At 62.0% G+C, this 19,659-nt stretch carries 22 protein-coding genes; 7 read left to right on the plus strand and 15 right to left on the minus strand.

The window, feature by feature from the left end; all coding sequences use genetic code 11:
- Positions 1-6: 6 nt before the first annotated feature.
- The 13 genes from flgK to QN085_RS18565 form a co-directional block, all read right to left on the minus strand.
- Entirely contained in the window at positions 7-2,049 is a 2,043-nt protein-coding gene (flgK, locus tag QN085_RS18505) for a flagellar hook-associated protein FlgK (protein WP_023661001.1), read from the minus strand.
- Between the two features lie 12 nt (positions 2,050-2,061).
- On the minus strand, positions 2,062-3,216 hold the full coding sequence (flgJ, locus tag QN085_RS18510) for a flagellar assembly peptidoglycan hydrolase FlgJ (RefSeq protein ID WP_013973618.1): 1,155 nt from the start codon (positions 3,214-3,216) through the stop codon (positions 2,062-2,064).
- Positions 3,217-3,227: 11 nt separating this feature from the next.
- Entirely contained in the window at positions 3,228-4,337 is a 1,110-nt protein-coding gene (locus QN085_RS18515) for a flagellar basal body P-ring protein FlgI (protein WP_015271237.1), read from the minus strand.
- Positions 4,338-4,349: 12 nt separating this feature from the next.
- The gene (gene flgH, locus QN085_RS18520) at positions 4,350-5,045 is read right to left on the minus strand and encodes a flagellar basal body L-ring protein FlgH (protein ID WP_013973620.1); all 696 of its coding nucleotides are present in this window, start codon (positions 5,043-5,045) and stop codon (positions 4,350-4,352) included.
- 50 nt (positions 5,046-5,095) lie between these two features.
- Positions 5,096-5,881 (minus strand): flagellar basal-body rod protein FlgG, encoded by a 786-nt coding sequence (gene flgG / locus QN085_RS18525; protein WP_013973621.1) that lies wholly within the window; start codon positions 5,879-5,881, stop codon positions 5,096-5,098.
- A 47-nt stretch (positions 5,882-5,928) separates the two neighbouring features.
- Positions 5,929-6,669 carry a flagellar basal-body rod protein FlgF gene (flgF, locus tag QN085_RS18530; RefSeq protein ID WP_023661399.1) on the minus strand — a complete coding sequence of 247 codons (741 nt, stop codon included), beginning with the start codon at positions 6,667-6,669 and terminating at the stop codon, positions 5,929-5,931.
- Positions 6,670-6,828: 159 nt separating this feature from the next.
- Positions 6,829-6,999 carry a hypothetical protein gene (locus QN085_RS18535; RefSeq protein WP_013973623.1) on the minus strand — a complete coding sequence of 57 codons (171 nt, stop codon included), beginning with the start codon at positions 6,997-6,999 and terminating at the stop codon, positions 6,829-6,831.
- Positions 7,000-7,059: 60 nt separating this feature from the next.
- Positions 7,060-8,382, minus strand: a complete 1,323-nt coding sequence (flgE, locus tag QN085_RS18540) for a flagellar hook protein FlgE (protein WP_023661398.1) — start codon at positions 8,380-8,382, stop codon at positions 7,060-7,062.
- Between the two features lie 28 nt (positions 8,383-8,410).
- Positions 8,411-9,112, minus strand: coding sequence for a flagellar hook assembly protein FlgD (gene flgD / locus QN085_RS18545; protein WP_013973625.1), 702 nt, complete (start codon positions 9,110-9,112; stop codon positions 8,411-8,413).
- A gap of 12 nt (positions 9,113-9,124) precedes the next feature.
- Positions 9,125-9,568 (minus strand): flagellar basal body rod protein FlgC, encoded by a 444-nt coding sequence (flgC, locus tag QN085_RS18550; RefSeq protein WP_025340101.1) that lies wholly within the window; start codon positions 9,566-9,568, stop codon positions 9,125-9,127.
- A 2-nt stretch (positions 9,569-9,570) separates the two neighbouring features.
- Complete coding sequence (gene flgB, locus QN085_RS18555; RefSeq protein ID WP_023661397.1) at positions 9,571-9,981, minus strand: flagellar basal body rod protein FlgB; 411 nt, start codon at positions 9,979-9,981, stop codon at positions 9,571-9,573.
- A 349-nt stretch (positions 9,982-10,330) separates the two neighbouring features.
- Positions 10,331-11,158 (minus strand): protein-glutamate O-methyltransferase CheR, encoded by an 828-nt coding sequence (cheR, locus tag QN085_RS18560; protein ID WP_023661396.1) that lies wholly within the window; start codon positions 11,156-11,158, stop codon positions 10,331-10,333.
- Positions 11,159-11,209: 51 nt separating this feature from the next.
- Positions 11,210-12,139: a chemotaxis protein CheV gene (locus tag QN085_RS18565; protein ID WP_013973629.1), complete on the minus strand. Its 930-nt coding sequence runs from the start codon at positions 12,137-12,139 to the stop codon at positions 11,210-11,212.
- A 77-nt stretch (positions 12,140-12,216) separates the two neighbouring features.
- On the opposite strand from QN085_RS18565, the gene flgA reads away from it, so the two are divergent.
- From flgA to QN085_RS18590, 5 genes are all read left to right on the plus strand, one after another.
- Positions 12,217-12,969, plus strand: coding sequence for a flagellar basal body P-ring formation chaperone FlgA (gene flgA, locus QN085_RS18570; RefSeq protein ID WP_023661395.1), 753 nt, complete (start codon positions 12,217-12,219; stop codon positions 12,967-12,969).
- Positions 12,970-13,133: 164 nt separating this feature from the next.
- Positions 13,134-13,448 (plus strand): flagellar biosynthesis anti-sigma factor FlgM, encoded by a 315-nt coding sequence (gene flgM / locus QN085_RS18575; protein WP_023661394.1) that lies wholly within the window; start codon positions 13,134-13,136, stop codon positions 13,446-13,448.
- A 49-nt stretch (positions 13,449-13,497) separates the two neighbouring features.
- Positions 13,498-13,965 (plus strand): flagella synthesis protein FlgN, encoded by a 468-nt coding sequence (locus QN085_RS18580; RefSeq protein ID WP_013973632.1) that lies wholly within the window; start codon positions 13,498-13,500, stop codon positions 13,963-13,965.
- 79 nt (positions 13,966-14,044) lie between these two features.
- Positions 14,045-14,788 (plus strand): flagellar brake protein, encoded by a 744-nt coding sequence (locus tag QN085_RS18585; protein WP_023661393.1) that lies wholly within the window; start codon positions 14,045-14,047, stop codon positions 14,786-14,788.
- A gap of 119 nt (positions 14,789-14,907) precedes the next feature.
- On the plus strand, positions 14,908-15,486 hold the full coding sequence (locus QN085_RS18590) for a hypothetical protein (protein WP_023661392.1): 579 nt from the start codon (positions 14,908-14,910) through the stop codon (positions 15,484-15,486).
- Positions 15,487-15,542: 56 nt separating this feature from the next.
- Here QN085_RS18590 and QN085_RS18595 read toward each other — a convergent pair whose 3' ends face one another.
- Positions 15,543-16,883, minus strand: coding sequence for an MFS transporter (locus QN085_RS18595; protein ID WP_015271251.1), 1,341 nt, complete (start codon positions 16,881-16,883; stop codon positions 15,543-15,545).
- Between the two features lie 250 nt (positions 16,884-17,133).
- Between QN085_RS18595 and QN085_RS18600 the strand changes: the two genes are divergently transcribed.
- Complete coding sequence (locus tag QN085_RS18600) at positions 17,134-17,718, plus strand: hypothetical protein (protein WP_102085138.1); 585 nt, start codon at positions 17,134-17,136, stop codon at positions 17,716-17,718.
- Between the two features lie 24 nt (positions 17,719-17,742).
- On the opposite strand, the gene bkdR is transcribed toward QN085_RS18600, so the two are convergent.
- Entirely contained in the window at positions 17,743-18,228 is a 486-nt protein-coding gene (bkdR, locus tag QN085_RS18605; RefSeq protein WP_012273540.1) for a Bkd operon transcriptional regulator BkdR, read from the minus strand.
- A 198-nt stretch (positions 18,229-18,426) separates the two neighbouring features.
- On the opposite strand from bkdR, the gene QN085_RS18610 reads away from it, so the two are divergent.
- Positions 18,427-19,659, plus strand: a complete 1,233-nt coding sequence (locus QN085_RS18610; RefSeq protein ID WP_013973636.1) for a 3-methyl-2-oxobutanoate dehydrogenase (2-methylpropanoyl-transferring) subunit alpha — start codon at positions 18,427-18,429, stop codon at positions 19,657-19,659.

A 19,659-nucleotide genomic window follows, 5' to 3' on the forward strand; every position in this document is an offset into this window, starting at 1 on the left:
TACTCCTTACAAGGCGTTGATCAGGGTGCTGAAGGTTTCTTGCGCCGCCTTGATGATCTGCGACGACGCCGTGTAGTAGTGCTGGAACTTCACCAGGCTGGCCGCCTCGTCATCGAGGTTGACGCCCGACACGGCACTTCGGCTTTCGGCGGCGGACTTGAACACCGCCTGGGTCGCCGTGGTATCGATGGCGGCCTGGCTGGCCTTGGCCCCTACCCGCTCGACCAGCGAGGCATAGGCCGAGGTGAAGCTGGTGCCGGTGCCGGAGTTGGTGCCCACAGTCGACTTGGTCTGCAGGTCCAGCAGTGCGTTGGCGTTGCGGTTGTCGGCCTTGCCGTCGGCATTGAACGACAGGGTGAAGCTGTCGTTGGTAGCCGGGCTGCCGCCAATGGTGGTTTCGACGGCAAAGGTACGCGGATTGCCGCTGCCATCGAGAATCGGGTTACCGGACGCATCACGCATCGGCACGGCGATCGACAGCTTGTTGTCCTGCCCTGGCACCACGCTGCCGGTACCAATCTGGGTGCCCTTGGCATCGTACAGCTTGTAGCCTTGCGAACCCCCGCTGGCGGCATCGAACACCACGCGCACCGGCATCGAATCCCGTATCGCCTGCTGCACCAGCGCGGTATCGGCACCGCCATAGATGTTCAGCGATTCGCCCAGCGTTGGCTGGGTGATGGTGCCGGTACCACTGTTGCCGCTGCCCGCCGTGGCACTGATCGGCCCGGCAAAAGCCAGCTTGTTGGCATCGGTGAGGGTGGTGGTGATGCTACCGGCTGCCGAACGGGTGGGGATCACCTTGAAGCTGTCCCCAGCCGCCAGGCCTCCGCCATTCAGCGACAGGCTGAAGCCGTCGATCACTGGTGCCGGGTCGGCGCTGAGGTCGAAGGTGCCCATATCGGTGCCGTCGGAGCGGCGCACGCTGTACTGATTGGCGCTAGTGAACTTCACCTCGTAGTCGTAGGTGCTCAGCGCGCCACTGTCGGCAATGGTCACGTTGAGGTTGCCAGAGCCGGCACTGTTGTTCGACGAGGCCAGGCTGCGCTGGGCAACGGCGGTGGCACTGTTGATGCTGGAGAACAGCGAGCTGCCGAATTGACCGTTGGCATCCAGGCCCTGGCCCAGCTGGCTGTTGATGCTGTCGGCTACCACCAGGGCGACACGGCCGAGCTCGTTCATCGACGGCGTCAGCACGTCCTGGCGATAGCGCAACAGGCCGCCGATGGTGCCACCGGTGATCACCGAGGTCACGTCGGAACTGAACGACTCATAGTTGATGCGCAGGCTGGCCTGGCTCTTGTCGGCGGTACCCGGCTGTACCGACAGGGTGTTGGCCTTGTTGCCGGTGACCAGCGACTGGCCACTGCCCAGGTAGACGTCGTAGTTGCCGTCACGCTCCTGCACCGTTACACCGACCAGCTCGTTGAGCTGGCGCACGGCTTCGCTGCGTGCGTCCAGCAGGCTGTTGGGCGTGTTGCCGGTGCCGCTGGCCGCGGCGATCTGCTTGTTGTATTCGGCGATGCTGCCGGTGAGCTTGTTGACCTGCCCCGCCAGCGTATCGAGCTGGGAATTGATCACCTCGTTCTGCTGGTTCAGCTGCGTGGACACCGCGTTGAAGCGGTTGCTCAAGGTCTGCGCCTGGGTCAGCAGCAGCTGCCGCGAGGCAACATCACCAGGCTTGGCCGATGCGGTCTGCAGGGCCGAGAAGAATGCGGTAAGGACCGAACTGATGCCGGTGTCACGGTCGGCCAGCAGCTTGTCGACGCTGGTGATCTGGTCCTGGAAGGCGACCGAATCGGCCTGCAGCGAGGTGGCGGTCTGCAACTGGTTGTCCAGATAGGCGCTGTAGATGCGGCGTACATCCGACAGCGTGGTACCGGTGCCCAAAAAGCCCGCGCCGATGTTGTGCGAAGGGCCCGCTGCCTGGATCGTCTGCTGGCGCGAATAGCCACTGGTCGCAGCGTTGGCGATGTTGTTACTGGTGACCGACAATGCCGCCTGGCTGGCACTCAGGCCACTCAGGCCGATGGAAATCAGGCTCGACATGATTTAGTCCTTTTATAGATTCGTGGTTCTGCCAGCCATGGCGTATTGCGGGGTTGCTTGCATTTGCCGGGCGATGCTGATGATTTTCTTCGCATAGCCCGGGTCGGTCGCATAACCTGCCTTTTGCAGCTCTCTTGCAAACTGCTCAGGGTTATCGGCCGAATTCAGGGCATCTTGATAGCGGGAATTGCTCTGCAACAGGCTTACCAGGTCGTGGAAGCTGTCCTGGTATGAGTCGTAGCTGCGGAAAGCAGCCGTTTCCTTGACGAACTGGCCGTCACGGAACTCGCTGGTGATCGCCCGCGCTTGCTCGCCCTGCCAGTTGCCGGTGGCCTTGATGCCGAACAGGTTGTGGCTGCTGCTGCCATCGGTATTGCGCATTACCGATTTGCCCCAGCCGGTTTCCAGAGCGGCCTGGGCCACCAGGTAGCGCGGGTCGATACCAATACGTTTGGCAGCCTGCTCGGCCATCGGCAGCATGGTGGCGACAAACTCGTCACTGTCGGCAAAGGCCTTGTTCGGGGCCAGTGGCGGTTGGGCCACGGCGCGGCCAAGTATGCGCAGGCCGTTGTCCGGCACGGCGAAGGCCTGGGCTACCTGCTGACCGTCACGGGCCGGCACGGCAGCGCTGTTAGCGGTGGCCGCCGACGGCACGATGCCGGCCAGCAGGCGGTCGGTGAGTTTGCTCGGCAACGCCAGTCGCCGCGCATTGAGCGCGGCAACATCGTTGCGGCCAGACGCCGAATCAGCGGCATGCGCCGGCTCCGCCACCTTGCTGCCCCACAATGCCGGGCCACTGGCATCGGCCCGTGGGAACGGGCTGGTGTTGATGGACGCACTACGGCCTTTGGTCAACTGGCGTACCAGCACATCCTGCAGGCCGATACCCCCACCTTCGCGGGACATGCTCACGGCCAGCTGCTGGTCGTACATGTCGCGGTACTGCTTCACCGTTTCGGTGTTCATCGGGTTGTCGTCGGCCAGCACGTCACTGGCCTTGCGCGAGGCCTTGAGCATTTCGCTGATGAACAGCGATTCGAACTCCTGGGCCACCTTGCGCACGTTGGCTTCGCTGTCGCGGTCACCCACCTTCAGCGAGCTGAGGCGGTTGAGGTCGGTGTAAGCACCGCTGTCGACGCTGCCGGAAACCAAGCTTTTGCTGTTCATCCGCACCGTCCTCAGATCACGATCAGGTCGGCCTGCAACGCGCCGGCCTGTTTCAGGGCTTCGAGGATGGCCATCAGGTCGCTGGGCGCCGCGCCCACCTGGTTCACCGCGCGGACGATTTCATCCAGCGTGGTGCCCGGGCCGAACTTGAACATCGGCTTGGCTTCCTGCTCGGCATTGACCCGTGAGCGCGGCACCACGGCGGTCTGGCCGTTGGAGAACGGCCCCGGCTGGCTGACGATCGGGTCTTCGGTAATGGTCACGGTCAGGCTGCCGTGGGTCACCGCGGCCGGCGACACCTTGACGTTCTGGCCGATGACGATGGTGCCGGTGCGCGAGTTGATGATGACCTTGGCGACCGCCTGGCCCGGGTCGATCTCGAGGTTCTCGAGGATCGACAGGTAGTCCACGCGCTGGCTAGGGTCCATCGGCGCAGTGACACGCACCGAACCGCCGTCCACGGCCTGGGCCACGCCTGGGCCGAGCAGGTCGTTGACCTTGTCGACGATGCGCTTGGCGGTGGTGAAGTCGGGGCGGTTGAGGTTCAGGGTCAGGCTGTTGCCCTGGTTGAAGCCGCTCGGCACCGCACGCTCGACGGTAGCACCGCCAGGGATGCGACCGGCCGACGGAACGTTGACGGTGATCTTCGAACCGTCACGGCCCTCGGCATCGAAGCCGCCCACCACCAGGTTGCCCTGGGCCACGGCATAGACGTTGCCATCGATACCCTTGAGCGGGGTCATCAGCAGGCTGCCACCGCGCAGGCTCTTGGAGTTACCGATCGAGGACACGGTAATGTCCACCACCTGGCCTGGCTTGGCGAACGCCGGCAGGTCGGCATGCACCGACACTGCCGCAACGTTTTTCAGCTGCACGTTGCCAGAGCCGGCCGGCACCTTGATGCCGAACTGCGACAGCATGTTGTTGAAGGTCTGCAGGGTGAACGGCGTCTGGGTGGTCTGGTCACCCGTGCCGTTGAGCCCCACCACCAGGCCGTAACCGATCAGCTGGTTGGAGCGCACGCCAGAAATGCTGGCGATGTCCTTCAGGCGCTCGGCCTGGGCGCCAAAAGCACAGGACAGGAGCAGGGTTGCGGCAATCAGCTGCCTCACGTTGAACATGGTCATCCGTACTCAGAAAGGCCAAAGCGGGCTGATGAAGAAGCGGTCCAGCCACCCGGGCTGGCTGGCATCGGCGAACGAGCCGGTACCGGAATAGGTGATGCGCGCGTCGGCCACACGGGTGGACGGCACGGTGTTGTCGGTGGCGATGTCGTCGGCGCGGATCATGCCGGCAATGCGCACCAACTCTTCGCCGGTGTTCAGGGTCAGCCACTTCTCTCCGCGCACGGCGATGATGCCGTTGGGCAGCACTTCGGCCACGGTCACGGTGATGGAACCGGTCAGGGTGTTGCCCTGGGTGGCCTTGCTGTCGCCCTTGGTGGCGCGCTCGCCGCTGTAGCCGGCCTCCAGCGACAGGTCACCGCTGCCGAACGGGTTGTTGGTGCTCGGCGTGCTGCCGAACAATGACGTCAGGCCGATGTTGGCGTTGCTGTTTTTCTGAATCTGCGAGCCGGCGTTCTTGCTGGCCGATGTGCGCTCGTTGAGGGTGATGGTGATGATGTCACCCACCCGGAACGCCTTGCGGTCGCTGTACAGGTTCTGCTCGAAACCGGCCTGGTAGATCGAACCGTTGTTGGCCGCTGCCGGCAACGGGGTGCGCGGCAGTACCGGCGCGTAGTACGGGTCGTTGGGCTTGGGCGTCGGCGCGACGCAGCCTGCCAGCAACACCGCCCCCCCCAGGGCGAAAACGGACAACAGACGATTCATGACGCTTACCTCATGGGTGCAACGGAGTGACGGGGTTAGAGCTGCCTGCTTCAGAGCTGTTGAGTAACGAACGACAGCATCTGGTCAGCCGTAGAAATGACCTTGGAGTTCATCTCGTAGGCACGCTGGGTGGTGATCATGTTCACCAACTCCTCCACGGTGCTGACGTTGGAGTTTTCCAGGGTCTGCTGCAGGGTGGTGCCGAACCCGTTCAGGCCCGGGGTGCCAACCTGCGGCGCGCCACTGGCGGCGGTCTCGAGGAAAAGGTTGTCGCCAATCGCCTGCAGGCCCGCCGGGTTGATGAAGTCGGCGGTCTGGATGTTGCCGATCACCTGCGCAGCCGGATTGCCGGCGGTGGTGATCGACACGGTGCCGTCCTGGCCGACGGTGAAGGTCTGCGCGTCGTTCGGCACGACGATGGCAGGCTCCAGCGCGTAACCGTTGGCGGTGACGATCTGGCCGTCGGAGTTCAGGTGGAAGGTACCGTCACGGGTATACGAAACTGTGCCGTCCGGTTGCAGGATCTGGAAGAAGCCACGGCCGTTGACCGCCATGTCCAGCGGGTTTTCGGTGGTCTGCAGGCTGCCGGCAACGAAACTTTTCTGGGTGCCGACAATACGCACACCGGTACCGACCTGCAGGCCCGAGGGCAGCTCGCTATCCTGCGTAGACTGGGCGCCAGGCTGACGGCGGATCTGGTACAGCAGGTCCTGGAACTCGGCGCGGTCACGTTTGAAACCAGTGGTCGAGACGTTGGCCAGGTTGTTGGAAATGACCGTCAGGTTGGTGTCCTGGGCGGACAGGCCGGTTTTAGCGACCCAAAGAGCCGGAAGCATGTTGATTCTCCTCGTGCGCCTGTTTTACGGCACCCGTTCAAAAGTGATTAGCCGATTTGCAAAACCCGAGCCATGGCTTCGTCGCCTTCCTTGGCCGTATTCATCATCTTGACGTGCAGTTCGAACTGACGGGACAGCGCCAGCACCGAGGTCATTTCCTCGACGGCATTGACGTTGCTGCCTTCCAGGAAACCCGACACCACCCGCACGTTGACGTCGGCGTCGGCCGGCTGACCGTCGCGGGTATGGATCAAGCCGTCCAGGCCCTTGGCCAGGCCTTTGGTGTCTGGGTTGACCAGCTTGATGCGGTCGACCTCGGCCATCACCCGCGGGTCTTCACCCATGGAGCGAATGCTGATGGTGCCGTCGGCGCCCACTTCCACCTTCTGCTCCGGCGGAATGGCGATCGGGCCACCATTACCGATCACCGGCATGCCATTGCCGGCACGTAGCACGCCAAGGGCATCGATGTTCAAGCTGCCGGTACGCACGTAGGCTTCGCTGCCATCGGGCGCCTGCACGGCAATGAACCCCTTGCCGGTCACCGCCACATCCAGGTCGCGGCCGGTCTCGACCATTGGGCCCTCACTGAAGTCGGTGGCCGGGCGTTCGGTCATGGCAAAGGCGCGCGACGGAAAGCTGTCGCCGAACACCGGCATCGAACGTGCCTGCTCCAGGTCACGCTGGAAACCGTTGGTGGAAATGTTCGCCAGGTTGTTGGCGTGGGCCTTCTGCGCCAGCGCGTTCTGGCTGGCGCCGGTCATGGCCACATAAAGCAGTTTGTCCACAGCATCTCCTCTGCGCGTAGCTGCCGCGCTGTCACTGCGCAGGTCAAAGCAATAATCGAACCAACTCTGAAAGCCCTTGTTTACAGGGGGTTCAGCATGGTGAGGGGCAATAAACGTCAGTTTGTCGGCGGATGTTTGCCGCCTGCGGCAAGGGTTTGCTTAGAAGGTGCGGCAAGCGGCGTTGTTGTAGGGACCGGAATGGCGCACCCAGCCTTCGCCCGGGCTGCTGGCCGAGCACATGTAGCGACCGGTGGCCAGGCTTTGCCATTGGTAGAACGGGGCGGGAGCGGCCGCGAGCGGCAGGGCCATGGTCAACAGGATTGTGAGCATTAGCCGTTTCATGCGTTGGGACCTCGAGAATTTGGGGCCGCTTTGCGGCCCCAATGACCATCAGGCCATCTGGATGATGGTCTGCATGATGGTGCTTTCGGTGGAGATGGTCTTGGCGTTGGCCTGATAGTTGCTCTGTGCCTTGATCAGGTTGACCAGCTCGCCGGTCAGGTCGACGTTGGAGTCTTCCAGCGCACCGCCACTGATCTGGCCAAGAGTACCCGTGTCCGGAGCGCCGATTACCGGCACACCCGAGGCGTAGGACTCTTGCCAGCTGGTACCGCCAATCGGCGTCAGGCCCTGCAGGTTGGCGAAGTTGGCGATGGCCACCTGGCCGATTACCTTGTCCTGGCCGTTGGTGAAGTTGGCGAACATGTTGCCGCTTTGATCGATGGTCAGGCCCGACAGCTCACCGGTAGCGAAGCCGTCCTGGCTCTTGGCGGTGGTGGCGCTTGCCGCGTTGTACTGAGTGGTGCCGAGCATGTCCAGGTTCACCCCGGCCAGGTTGGCAGTGGCGCCGTTAGGGCTCCATACGCCGGCAGCGTTCTTCTGCGCCGGGATCCAGTTGCCCAGAGTGAAGGTCTTGTCGGCAGCGATGGTCATGCCACCGGCTACCGGGCCTGCGGTCATGGCCGCGGTGTCCAGGGTGCCGTCAGACTTGAACGGCAGCTTGTTGGTCAGTGGCGTGGTCAAGGTCGGGTCGGCCGGGTTACGCCCATCGATGGTGGTGTACATGGTCCAGGAGTTGCTGCTGGCATCCTTGACGAAGTACTGGTTCAACTGGTGCGCGTTACCCTGGCTGTCGTACACGTCAGTGTTGAATGTGTAGTTGTAGCTGCCGGTATTGGTGGGATCGAACGGCGTCACAGCCGGCGCGGTGGCACTGGAGTTCAGGTTGACGTTCTCGGAGATTTTTCCGGTCGGATTGGGCGTCAGGTTCGAGGTATCGATCTGCAGGTTGGTCAGCACGCCCTGCATGATCTTGCCATTGGCATCCACTGCATAACCTTGCAGGTTGGCGCCCGACGAGTTGACCACGTAACCATCCTTGTCGCTGTAGAACGCACCGGCACGGGTGTAGATCTTCGAACCGCCGTCGCTCATCACGAAGAAGCCGTTGCCATCGATGGCCATGTCCAAGGCCTGGCCGGTGCCGTTGATATTGCCCGGGGAGAACATCTGCGACACCGCAGCAGTCTTCACACCAGTGCCCACCACGGTCTTGCCGGCGCTGGTGCCGCGAATGGAGTTGGAATACTGGTCGGCGAATTCGGCACGCGACGATTTGAAGCCGGTGGTGGCAACGTTGGCAATGTTGTTGCCGGTAACGTTCAGGGCCTTGTTCGCTGCATAGAGGCCGCTAAGGCCGGTATTGAAAGACATGTGTAACTCCTGTCGTTTTGCTCAGGCCCTAGATGCCGATGCTTTGGATTTTGGAAAGCGCAACACTGCCCAGCCCAGCCAGGTTGAGCGTCATCTCCGAACCGTTGGTGCCCATGGTCACACTGGTGACCGAGGCCGGCAGGTTGGTGGTCATGGTGGTGGCCTTGCCATCGATCGAGGCGGTGGCCTTGAAGGTGTAGGCACCTGCTGCGACGGCTTCGCCGTCGTCATTCAGGCCATTCCAGGTAAAGTCGATCTTGCCGGCTTTCTGCGTACCCAGGTCGATGGTGCGCACCAGCTTGTCGTCCTTGTCGTAGATGCCCACCGAAGTGGCAGTACTGGACGACGTCAGATTGACCGTACCTTTCATTTCCTTGCTGGTGTCGACCAGAGCCTTGCTGGTCTCGACAATTACGTTGCGCCCGACCAATGACGACGCCTGCAAGGCCTGGGATGACTGCAAACCGGCCGCGATACTGGTCACCGAATCATTCAGAGACTGCATGCTTTCGAGGCTGCTGAACTGCGCCAGCTGCGCCACGAACTCGCCGTTTTCCTGCGGGTCGAGCGGGTTCTGGTTCTTCATCTGGGTAACCAGTAACTGCAGGAATGCATCCTTGCCCAAGGCGCTGCCGGCGCTGCCTGTGCTGCTGTCGGTCTTCGACGTCTGTTTCTGCAGCGAGGTCAGGTACGCGCTACCGGCCTCGGTGGTGGAATTGGTGGTGGTCATGTCGGCTTCCTATCACTGCCCCAGGGTCAGGACTTTCTGCATCATGCTCTTGGCCGTATTCATCAGCTCGGCGTTGGTCTGGAACGCGCGGCTGGCGGAGATCATGTCAGCCATCTCTTCGACCACGTTGACGTTCGGGTAGTAGACGTAACCGTCCTTGTTCGCCGCTGGGTGGTTGGGCTCGTAACGGGCCTCCAGGTTGCTTTGATCCTCGACAATGCCTTTTACCTGCACGCCCTGCCCTGCCTCGCCCTGGTCTTCGAACAGCGACTGGCTACCGCCGGCCTGCGCGTCCTGGAAGGTGGTTGCGAACACCGGGTGGCGAGCGCGGTAGGTCTGGTCGATGCTCGAGGACACGGTCTCGGCGTTGGCGATGTTGGAAGCAACGGTGTTAAGGCGCGTGTTCTGCGCACTCATGCCGCTACCGGCAATGTTGAAGACACTGGAAAGGGACATGGTCATTCTCCCCGCAGGGCCGAAACCAGCCCTTTGAATTTACTGTTGAGCAAGGTGAAGCTGGCCTGGAAGCCGATGGCGTTTTCGGTGTAGTTCGATTGCTCGATCTGCGCGTCCACGGTGTTCTGGTCGATCGACGGCTGCGTTGGCGTGCGGTACTTGAGGGTATCGTCAACCATGGCCAGGCCCTCGGCCTCGATATGGCGGCTGTTGGTACGATCCAGGCTGAAACGGCCGCCGCTCTGCTGCTTGTCGCTCTCGGCAGCGAGCACCGAAGCGAAGTCCATGTCTCGCGCCTTGTAATTGGGCGTGTCGGCGTTGGCGATGTTGTTGGCCAGCACTTCGGCACGCTGGGCGCGGAAGCCCAGAGCCTTTTCGTGAATACCAAGCGCCTTGTCGAAGCTGATGCTCATGTCGGGGAAACCTTCGGAGGTTGACCGGGATATCGTTGGCCAAGGTGTAGCAAGGGCTGTGCCAAACAACCGAAAGCCCGGAAATACGGGCTTGGAGAGCGAGGTGCTGTCAGAGTGATGCCAGAAAAGCGGCAAAGGCCTTCCGCCTTCGGCCGCGAAAGCGGCAATTGCCGGGCGGCAAAAGCGGCAAAACAAAAAATTGACGTCAGCATTTCTCCTGCGCCAGCCTCTTCGCGGGTAAACCCGCTCCCACAGGTACCGCGCCGACCCTGTAGGAGCGGGTTTACCCGCGAAGAGGCCGGCACAGGGAAACAAAAAGGCCGGCAACTTTCGCTGCCGGCCCTCTTGGTTACTTGGCCTGGTAGATGATCCCCGGACTGCACTGCACCATCTGGTAATGGTCCGGCAGCCCGTTCAGCGCTTCGGAAGCCCCGAGGAACAGATAGCCGCCCGGCTTCAAGGTACTGTGGATACGCAACAGGATGTCCTTCTTCACCTGCGCCGAGAAGTAGATGAGCACGTTACGGCAGAACACCACATCGAACTTGCCCAGGCTGGCATAGCTGTCGAGCAGGTTGAACGAGCGGAACTCGACGCGGCTGCGAATCGCCGGCTTGACTGCCCAGCGCCCCGGCCCCTTGGTTTCGAAGTAGCGCTGCAGGCGCTCCTGGGACAAGCCACGGGCAATCGCCAGGCTGTCGTACTCGCCGGTCTTGCAGTTGGTCAGCATGGTGCCGGACAGGTCGGTGGCCACGATTTGCGCGCCCATCTTCAACTGGCCGAGGTTGCTGCGCTCGAACTCGTCGATAGCCATCGAGATGGAATACGGCTCCTGCCCCGACGAACAGGCCGCCGACCACATGCGCAGGCGCTGGCCAGGGTTGTTGCGGATGAACTCGGGGATGACCTTGTTCTTCAGCACCTCGAACGGGTAGGTATCGCGAAACCACAGGGTCTCGTTGGTGGTCATGGCATCGACCACCTGCTCGCGCAAGCCGCCGCGCGGTTGGGCCTGGATGCGCTGCACCAGTTCGCCCAGGCTCTTGATGCCCTGTTGCTCCATCAGCTTGTTGAGACGGCTGGAAACCAGATACTGCTTATTCTCGCCCAGCAGGATGCCACAGGCTTTCTCCAGGAAGACCCGGAACTGTTCGAAATCCAAATTACCCGTAGACACTACTGCCGCCTCTTTTCAATCACTGGTGCCGGGGGCCTGCCCCCGGCTGCTTCAATGCGCCGCCTTGATCCGGTCGACCACCCGCTGGGCCAGGTCGTCCGGCTTGAACTTGGCCAGGAAGTCATCGGCACCGACCTTCTTGACCATCGCCTGGTTGAACACCCCGGAAAGCGAAGTATGCAGGCAGATGTGCAATTTTTGCATGCGTGGGTCACTGCGGATCTCTGCCGTTAGCGTATAGCCGTCCATTTCCGGCATTTCAATGTCCGAGATCATCATCAGGAACTCTTCTTCCGGCTTCTTGCCCTCATCCACCAGCTGGCGCAGGTAGTTCAGGGCCTGACGGCCGTCATTGAGCGCCACCACCTCGACCCCCACGGTCTGCAGGCAGCGGCTGACCTGTTTGCGCGCCACCGACGAATCGTCGACGGTGAGCACCCGCAGCAGCACGGCCTTGTCCTGCACCTCGGCATCGATCACACCAGCCGACACCGACTCAGAGGACGGCGCCACTTCGGCCAGCACCTTCTCCACATCGATGATCTCGACCATGCGGTTGTCCACCCGGGTGACCGCGGTCAGGTAGTGGTCGCGGCCAGTGCCCTTGGGTGGCGGATGGATCTCTTCCCAGTTCATGTTGACGATGCGCTCCACCGAATGCACCAGGAAGCCTTGGGTCTTGGTGTTGTACTCGGTGATGATCACGAAACTGTTGCGCGTGTCTTCCTGCAGCGGCCGCAATCCGGTGGCCATCGACAGGTCGAGGATCGGGATGGTCGCCCCGCGAATATTGGCAACCCCACGCACCACCGGGTGCGCCTTGGGCAGCAGGGTCAGCGCAGGGCATTGCAGCACTTCCCTGACCTTGAATACGTTGATGCCGTAAAGCTGTTCGCCATTGAGGCGGAACAGCAGCAATTCCAGGCGATTCTGCCCCACCAGCTGCGTGCGCTGGTTGACCGAATCCATAACACCTGCCATGCCAGACTCCTTTATGTTTCAGCCTTTCGTTGCAACTCAGGTAGCGAGTCGGCACGGGCTTTGCTTTTTTGAGCGCCATGTACACGAAAACGACATTTTTCCGACGACTGACGCGCCTGCTGACTGGCTCGCTGGCCATGCTGTGCCTGCTGGTGCCCGGCGCTCGCACGGTAGCGGACGCGTTTACCTTGCCTGAACAACTTATCGGTGTCACTCAAGGGTTTCTTGAATTCAGCGTCGAAGATTATCTGGCCACCACCCAGACCGCCGGCCGTTACGAGATCCAGGTCAACCCGCTGGACCCGCGCCTGCGCATGCCGCTGTGCAGCCAGCAGCTGGACGCCTCGCTTGAAAGCCCGGCCCAGCCGTTGGGCCGCGTCACGGTGAAGGTGCGCTGCGAAGGCTCGGCGCCCTGGACCGTGTTCGTGCCAGCCACTGTGCGGCTGTTCCGCAACGTGGTGGTGGTGACCCGACCACTCAAGCGCGACAACGTGGTGGGCGAAGGCGACGTGGCCCTGCGCGAGCGGGATGTCGGAACCCTGGGCCAAGGCTTCCTGACCGAACTGGAGCAGGCGGTGGGCATGAAGATGCTGCGGCCCACGGTGATCGACCAGGTACTCACCCCGCAACACCTGGAACAGGCCGAAGTGGTACGCAAGGGCGACCACGTGGTGATCGTCGCCCGCAGCGGCAGCCTGAGTGTACGCATGCCCGGGGAGGCCCTGAGCAAGGGTGGCCTGAGCGAACAGATCCGGGTGCGCAACCTCAATTCCAAACGGGTGATCAAGGCCAGGGTGACCGGCCCTGGACAGGTCGAGGTGAGTATGTAGCCAGCCCATTGATTTGCGCTGGCGGTGAGGAACCGCTTTTCCTAAACTGTGTCAGAAAACGGGTTCGCGAGCTTGCTGACAGGCGGCTATGCATTTGTGCCTAAAGTTTCTTTCGGGTTGGCCGAAAACAAGGCAAGCGTCCAAATACCCAGAGGTTTCTGATCATGGTCATCGACTTCAGTCGTTTGAATAATTCTCCGTCCGTCACGGGCGGCGTGCGCGGCAACACCGCGTCCGGCAGCGCCGAAAAACCGGCAGCCAGCCAGGAAGCGGCAACCGGCACCAGCGCCAGCGGAGAAGCGGTACACCTCAGCCAAGAGGCCCAGCAGTTGCAGAAGATCAGCGACAAGCTGCGCGACGAGCCGGTGGTCAACAGTGCCCGTGTGGCCCAGTTGAAACAGGCGATCGCCGACGGCAGCTACCAGGTCGATGCCGGCCGGGTCGCCAGCAAACTGCTCGATTTCGAAGCCCAGCGCTGACCGTTCGGCGCGCTGACTTCACGGACGCTAGAAAAGCCAAGAGTTAGCCATGCACGACACCACCTTGCTGCAACTGATCGAAGATGACATTGCCCCGCTGCAGGAACTGCTTGACCTTCTGCAAAAGGAAGCGATCGCCCTGCATGGCCGCGACATGCCGCTGCTGGAACAGATCCTGGCGCGCAAGCAGTCGTTGATCATCTTGCTCGAGCAGCACGGCCAGCGCCGGAGCCAGTTGCTCGGCAGCCTGGGCCTGAGTGCAGATCGGGCAGGTGTGCAGGCGCTGGCTGCGCAATCGGCCCATGGCGATACGATGCTGCAGCGGCTCGACATGCTTTCGCAGCTGATGGACAGCTGTCAGCAGGTCAACCAGACCAATGGCCGGATCATCCAGGTGCAGCAGCACGTCACCAACAACCAGATCCGCATCCTCATGGGCGGAGACTCTCCGTCGCTCTACGACAGCCGCGGCAGCACCTCGCCGCTGGCCAAGCCACGGGCGCTCAGCCAAGTGTGATTTTTCTATCAAGGCACGGAACATACTGGCAAAATGCCGTTAATTGCGTGTGTCGCTTTTGCCTGGAGAACGATAAGCCGTGTTCAATGAATCCGATGCCCCGCAGCCGCCAAAGGTGCTGAACACCCCTTTGGAGATTGCGGCCAATTTGCGGCAGCTGCAGGAAAGCCACGACCCCCTGATCATCACCTTCCACGACCGCAGCCAGCGCTTCCAGAGCTACGTGGTGCACGTGGACCGTGAAAGCAACACCCTGGCGCTGGACGAGATGATTCCGCGCGATGGTGAAAAATTCATCGAGAACGGCGAACACTTCCGCGTCGAAGGCTTCCATGATGGCGTGCGTATCGCCTGGGACTGCAACCAGGCGTTGAGGATCAGCGAAGTCGACGGCCACCGCTGCTACCGCGGCGCCATGCCTCAGGAGATGACCTACCACCAGCGCCGCAATGCCTTCCGCGCCGCGCTGAAGCTATCGCAGCTGGTCGATATCATCCTCGATGGCACCCACCTCAAGGGCAACGGCGCCCTGCGTGGGAAGCTGCTGGACATCTCCGCCACCGGCTGCAAACTGCGCTTCGAAGGCAATGTCGAGGATCGCCTGCAACTGGGCCAGGTGTACGAGCGGTTCAAGGCGGCCAATCCGCTGGGCCTGGTCGATACCATGGTCGAGCTGCGCCACCTGCACTATGAAGAGCGGATCAACACCACCTTTGCCGGCGTGCGCTTCCATAACCTTACCGGGCAGGCGCAGCGCAAGGTCGAGAGCTTTGTCTACCAGCTGCAGCGTGAGGCACGGCGCTTCGACAAAGACGATTATTGAGTGCAGGCCCACTGTGCGGGTGTAGCGCACAGCACCTGGGCGTGGTGCGCTTCCAGGTTACCTATGGCTCCGCGGCTGCTTAGTGTACTTGTACCCAAGCGACCGCCGAGGAGCCCACAATGATCCAAGCCAATTTCACCGCCGAACTCCACTGCCAGCATGGCCAGGTGGGAGTGGTCGACACCCCGCTGTACGTTCACCCCCTATTCTCCCTCGATCAGGATGGCTGGCTATGCACAGAGCACCAGCGCGGGGACAGCCCGAGCTTCAAGCCCATCACTTTCGCGTTCCGTTTCCTGAAGCACCAGGGCGAGCGAACGCACTATGCGATCAACGGCGCCGAGACCTGGGAATATTTTGGTTCGAGCCTGGAACGCAACCGCAATGGCTGGGTAGGCTTTTATGCGACGCATATCGTTGGCCGGATCATCGGCAACACCAATCTCGCAGAGGCTTTCTATGAGGCCATAGAGGGCAAAGGGCAATGGAAGATCGAAACGCTCAGCCCCTGGGACGGCCGCCTGGAAACAGCCGAAGAAGTGCCCTTCTACCTGCGTGACCTGAACGGTTACCGGGTGGCGCTGGCCAGGTCCACCTATACCCGGGACAAGGTCAAGCGCCATTACTGGTTCCTCAATGCCAGTACCAAAGAGGGCGAGATACTGGTCTTCAACCTGAAGAACATAAAGCCAGCCTGACTCGCCAGGGGCACCGGACATGACCGGCACCCTTCGAGGGGCAGGCCAACAGGCCGTCAGACCGCAGAGTTGATCTCGGCCTGGGGCTTGCCCTGCTCCTCATTCTGGCGGGGCTCGTCTTCGGTATCCTCCGCCGCCACCGGTGCCTGCATCACCTCCTGCACCGTCTGCTCATCCACCCGTGGGTCCAGCGCCGCCGACAGTGGCGAACCGGCAGCCGGCATCGCAACGTGGCCCAAAGGCGCATCCTGCACCTGGTGCAGCCCGGTGACCGCCTTCGGACGAATGCGCCACACCAGCACCAGGGCAAAGAACACGAAGAAGGCATACAGCATCTGCGGGCCCAGCACCTTCATCAGCACGCCTGCCGCCAGCGGCCCGATACACGCGCCCACACCGTAGGTCACCAGCAGCATCGCGGTCAGCGACACCCGCCGCTCGCTTTCCACATGGTCGTTGGAAAACGCCACCGCCAGCGGGTACAGGCAGAACTGCAGCAACGAAATCACGAAGCCTATGCCGAACAGCAACTCCAGCGGAACGCTGGGCAGCATCGCCAGTGGCGCCGAGGCCAGCGCAAGCCCCACGGCCACGCTGCGGATCAGCACCGCCCGATCGTAGCGATCAGACAACCAGCCCAGCGGCCACTGCACCAGCAGGCCGGCAAAAATGCAGCTACCCATGAACAGACCGACCTGCTCGGTAGTCATGCCCTGACTGGAGGCATACAAAGGCGCCAGACCATAGAACGAGCCGACGATAAGCCCCGAACCCAGCACCGTGCTGAGCGACTGCGGCACCCGCTTGATGAAGAACTTCGGCTCCATCGGTGCCGGGCGCAACGGTGCGGGGTGAATGCGCCGGGTCATGGCCACCGGCACCAGGCACAGGGTGAAACACATGGCCACCAGCATCAGCAGCTCCAGGCCAAGCTGTGGGTGCACCACCAGGATCAGCTGGCCGAGCACCAGGCCCAGGTAAGAGGCGATCATGTAGCCGCTGAACACCGCGCCGCGGTGCTTCACATCGGCCTGCTCGTTCAGCCAGCTTTCGATGACCATGTACTGGCACATCATCCCCAGGCCGACGATCATCCGCAGCCCGACCCAGGCCGGCAGCCAGCTGGTCAAGCCATGGCCGAGCACCGCCGCACCGACGATGCCAGCGCAAGTGGCGTAGGCGCGAATGTGCCCTACCCGGCCAATCAACCGGTGGCCGACCTTGCCGCCTACCGCCAGGCCAAAGTAGTTGGCCGCCATCAAGGCACCCACCCACAGGCTGTCGACATGATCGGCTGCCAGGCGCAGGGCCAGGTAGGTACTGAGCAGGCCCGAGCCGATCAACATCATCAGCGCGGCGAAATACAACGACTGAAACGGCTTCCAGATATTTCGCATAAGTCCCTTGCGGCTCCCGGGTCAGGTGGCGATGGGTTGCAGACAAGCATAAGGGCAAATGCCAGGGAATGAGTGCGGTGGCGAATAAAATGCTGTTGCCGGGGCGCGTCCGGTGCAGGTCATGTCGCGATCAGGCCTGTACAGCAGGCTGACAGGCACCCTCTTCCGTTGGCTGAAACGCATCCATGTCCCAAGTCGACAGGCAGTGCCTTAGCCTGGGCTGCCGCCTCAGCAATCATCGGAGACTTACATGATAAGGGCCAATTTCACCGCTACACTTCATAACGTCCACCGTGGCCAGATCGTTGTTGCAGACAACAACGTACACCCAGTGCTTGGCCTGGATGAAGACGGCTGGCTGTGCACGACTGCCGCGCGCAGGAGCGTGCCACGCAGTGCAGATGAATTCCAACGACTTGCATTCCATTTCGAATTCATCGAGCACCGTGAAGACCGCACGCACTACTACATTACCTGCGCAGAACACTGGGCCTATATTGGCGCCAGGCTTGAAAGCAGTTCCAATGGCTGGCTAGGCCTGTATGGTACGCATGTGGCCGGGCGGGTCCGGGATGTGCTCAACGCCCCACATCCGTACAACCTGCTACGTACCCGGCCCTACTGGAAAATCGAAACGCTCCAGCCATGGGACGGCACAGTGGAGAGCGCCGACTTGGTTCCCTTCTACCTGCGGGACATGAACGGCTACCGTGTTGCGGAGTCGCTCTCGGACAATGTCCCGGTACTTGACCTGGGCCGCCAGTACTACCTCAACGCCAGCGAGCGTACCGGTGACGTGCTCGAATTCTTCCTGAGCGATATTCAGCTGACCTGACCAGCAAGCGCAGTACTCGGACGGCTACTCCCGCAAGGTCATGCCATTGGCCGGCAGCGGCAAGGCCGTCTTGTAGCGCACCTGCTTCAAGGCAAAACTGGAACGGATGTTGGCCACCCCTGGCAACCGCGTCAGGTAATCCAGGAACCGTTCCAGCGCCTGGATGCTGGGCAGCAGTACCCGCAACAGGTAGTCCGGATCGCCCGTCATCAGGTAACACTCCATCACTTCGGGCCGTTCGGCAATTTCTTCCTCGAAACGGTGCAACGACTGCTCCACCTGCTTCTCCAGGCTCACGTGGATGAACACGTTCACGTCCAGCCCCAACGCCTCGGGCGACAGCAAGGTCACCTGCTGGCGGATCACCCCCAGCTCCTCCATGGCCCGAACCCGGTTGAAGCAGGGCGTGGGAGACAGGTTCACCGAGCGGGCCAGTTCGGCGTTGGTGATGCGGGCATTTTCCTGCAGGCTGTTGAGAATGCCGATATCGGTACGATCGAGTTTGCGCATGAGACAAAATCACCGGTTTTTTGTGTTTATGCGGAATGTTTATCTGCCCTGCTCGGCAAAGGCAACCAACTTGAGAGAAAAATTCTCCTGCCGGACCACTAAGATGTAGGGGACGCTGACCTACCAGTCACAAGCCGGTACTCAGCGGCGGCCGCTTCAGAGCTCACAAAAACAAATACCCGAGCGAGCGTAAAAAGCATGAACGAGTACGCCCCCCTGCGTTTGCATGTGCCCGAGCCTACCGGCCGGCCAGGCTGCCAGACCGATTTCTCCTACCTGCGCCTGAACGATGCAGGTCAAGCCCGTAAACCCCCAGTCGATGTCGACGCTGCCGACACCGCGGATTTGTCCTACAGCCTGATCCGCGTGCTCGACGAGCAAGGCGACGCGCAAGGCCCGTGGGCCGAAGACATCGACCCGCAAGTTCTCCGCCAGGGCATGCGCGCCATGCTCAAGACGCGGATTTTCGATAGCCGCATGGTGGTCGCCCAGCGCCAGAAGAAGATGTCCTTCTACATGCAGAGCCTGGGTGAAGAAGCCATCGGCAGCGGCCAGGCCTTGGCGCTGAACCGCACCGACATGTGCTTCCCCACCTACCGCCAGCAAAGCATCCTGATGGCCCGCGACGTGTCGCTGGTCGAGATGATCTGCCAGTTGCTGTCCAACGAGCGCGACCCGCTCAAGGGCCGCCAACTGCCGATCATGTATTCGGTGCGCGAGGCCGGTTTCTTCACCATCAGCGGCAACCTGGCGACCCAGTTCGTGCAGGCGGTCGGCTGGGCCATGGCCTCGGCGATCAAGGGCGATACCAAGATCGCCTCGGCGTGGATCGGCGACGGCGCAACCGCCGAGTCGGACTTCCACACCGCCCTCACCTTTGCCCACGTGTACCGCGCCCCGGTGATACTCAACGTGGTCAACAACCAGTGGGCGATCTCCACCTTCCAGGCCATCGCCGGTGGCGAGTCGACCACCTTCGCCGGCCGTGGCGTGGGTTGCGGCATTGCCTCGCTGCGAGTCGACGGCAACGACTTCGTCGCCGTGTACGCTGCCTCGCGCTGGGCCGCCGAACGCGCCCGCCGTGGCCTGGGCCCGAGCCTGATCGAGTGGGTCACCTACCGTGCAGGCCCGCACTCGACCTCGGACGACCCGTCCAAGTACCGCCCGGCCGATGACTGGAGCCACTTCCCGCTCGGCGACCCGATCGCCCGCCTGAAGCAGCACCTGATCAAGATCGGCCACTGGTCCGAGGAAGAACACCAGGCCACCACTGCCGAGCTGGAAGCCGCGGTGATAGCCGCGCAGAAGGAAGCCGAGCAGTACGGCACGCTGGCCAACGGTCACATCCCGAGTGCTGCCTCGATGTTCGAGGACGTGTACAAGGAAATGCCCGACCACCTGCGCCGTCAACGCCAGGAACTGGGGGTTTGA

This window comes from Pseudomonas sp. M2(2023) (assembly GCF_030263955.1).
Lineage (GTDB): Bacteria > Pseudomonadota > Gammaproteobacteria > Pseudomonadales > Pseudomonadaceae > Aquipseudomonas > Aquipseudomonas asiatica.

Excerpts from the sequence above, each read along its gene's own strand:
- flgK (WP_023661001.1), bottom strand. The coding sequence starts at position 2,049 with ATGTCGAGCCTGATTTCCATCGGCCTGAGTGGCCTGAGTGCCAGCCAG.
- flgJ (WP_013973618.1), bottom strand. The coding sequence starts at position 3,216 with ATGAACAGCAAAAGCTTGGTTTCCGGCAGCGTCGACAGCGGTGCTTAC.
- QN085_RS18515 (WP_015271237.1), bottom strand. The coding sequence starts at position 4,337 with ATGTTCAACGTGAGGCAGCTGATTGCCGCAACCCTGCTCCTGTCCTGT.
- flgH (WP_013973620.1), bottom strand. The coding sequence starts at position 5,045 with ATGAATCGTCTGTTGTCCGTTTTCGCCCTGGGGGGGGCGGTGTTGCTG.
- flgG (WP_013973621.1), bottom strand. The coding sequence starts at position 5,881 with ATGCTTCCGGCTCTTTGGGTCGCTAAAACCGGCCTGTCCGCCCAGGAC.
- QN085_RS18535 (WP_013973623.1), bottom strand. The coding sequence starts at position 6,999 with ATGCTCACAATCCTGTTGACCATGGCCCTGCCGCTCGCGGCCGCTCCC.
- flgE (WP_023661398.1), bottom strand. The coding sequence starts at position 8,382 with ATGTCTTTCAATACCGGCCTTAGCGGCCTCTATGCAGCGAACAAGGCC.
- flgD (WP_013973625.1), bottom strand. The coding sequence starts at position 9,112 with ATGACCACCACCAATTCCACCACCGAGGCCGGTAGCGCGTACCTGACC.
- flgC (WP_025340101.1), bottom strand. The coding sequence starts at position 9,568 with ATGTCCCTTTCCAGTGTCTTCAACATTGCCGGTAGCGGCATGAGTGCG.
- flgB (WP_023661397.1), bottom strand. The coding sequence starts at position 9,981 with ATGAGCATCAGCTTCGACAAGGCGCTTGGTATTCACGAAAAGGCTCTG.
- QN085_RS18565 (WP_013973629.1), bottom strand. The coding sequence starts at position 12,139 with ATGGCAGGTGTTATGGATTCGGTCAACCAGCGCACGCAGCTGGTGGGG.
- flgA (WP_023661395.1), top strand. The coding sequence starts at position 12,217 with ATGTACACGAAAACGACATTTTTCCGACGACTGACGCGCCTGCTGACT.
- flgM (WP_023661394.1), top strand. The coding sequence starts at position 13,134 with ATGGTCATCGACTTCAGTCGTTTGAATAATTCTCCGTCCGTCACGGGC.
- QN085_RS18580 (WP_013973632.1), top strand. The coding sequence starts at position 13,498 with ATGCACGACACCACCTTGCTGCAACTGATCGAAGATGACATTGCCCCG.
- QN085_RS18590 (WP_023661392.1), top strand. The coding sequence starts at position 14,908 with ATGATCCAAGCCAATTTCACCGCCGAACTCCACTGCCAGCATGGCCAG.
- QN085_RS18595 (WP_015271251.1), bottom strand. The coding sequence starts at position 16,883 with ATGCGAAATATCTGGAAGCCGTTTCAGTCGTTGTATTTCGCCGCGCTG.
- QN085_RS18600 (WP_102085138.1), top strand. The coding sequence starts at position 17,134 with ATGATAAGGGCCAATTTCACCGCTACACTTCATAACGTCCACCGTGGC.
- bkdR (WP_012273540.1), bottom strand. The coding sequence starts at position 18,228 with ATGCGCAAACTCGATCGTACCGATATCGGCATTCTCAACAGCCTGCAG.
- QN085_RS18610 (WP_013973636.1), top strand. The coding sequence starts at position 18,427 with ATGAACGAGTACGCCCCCCTGCGTTTGCATGTGCCCGAGCCTACCGGC.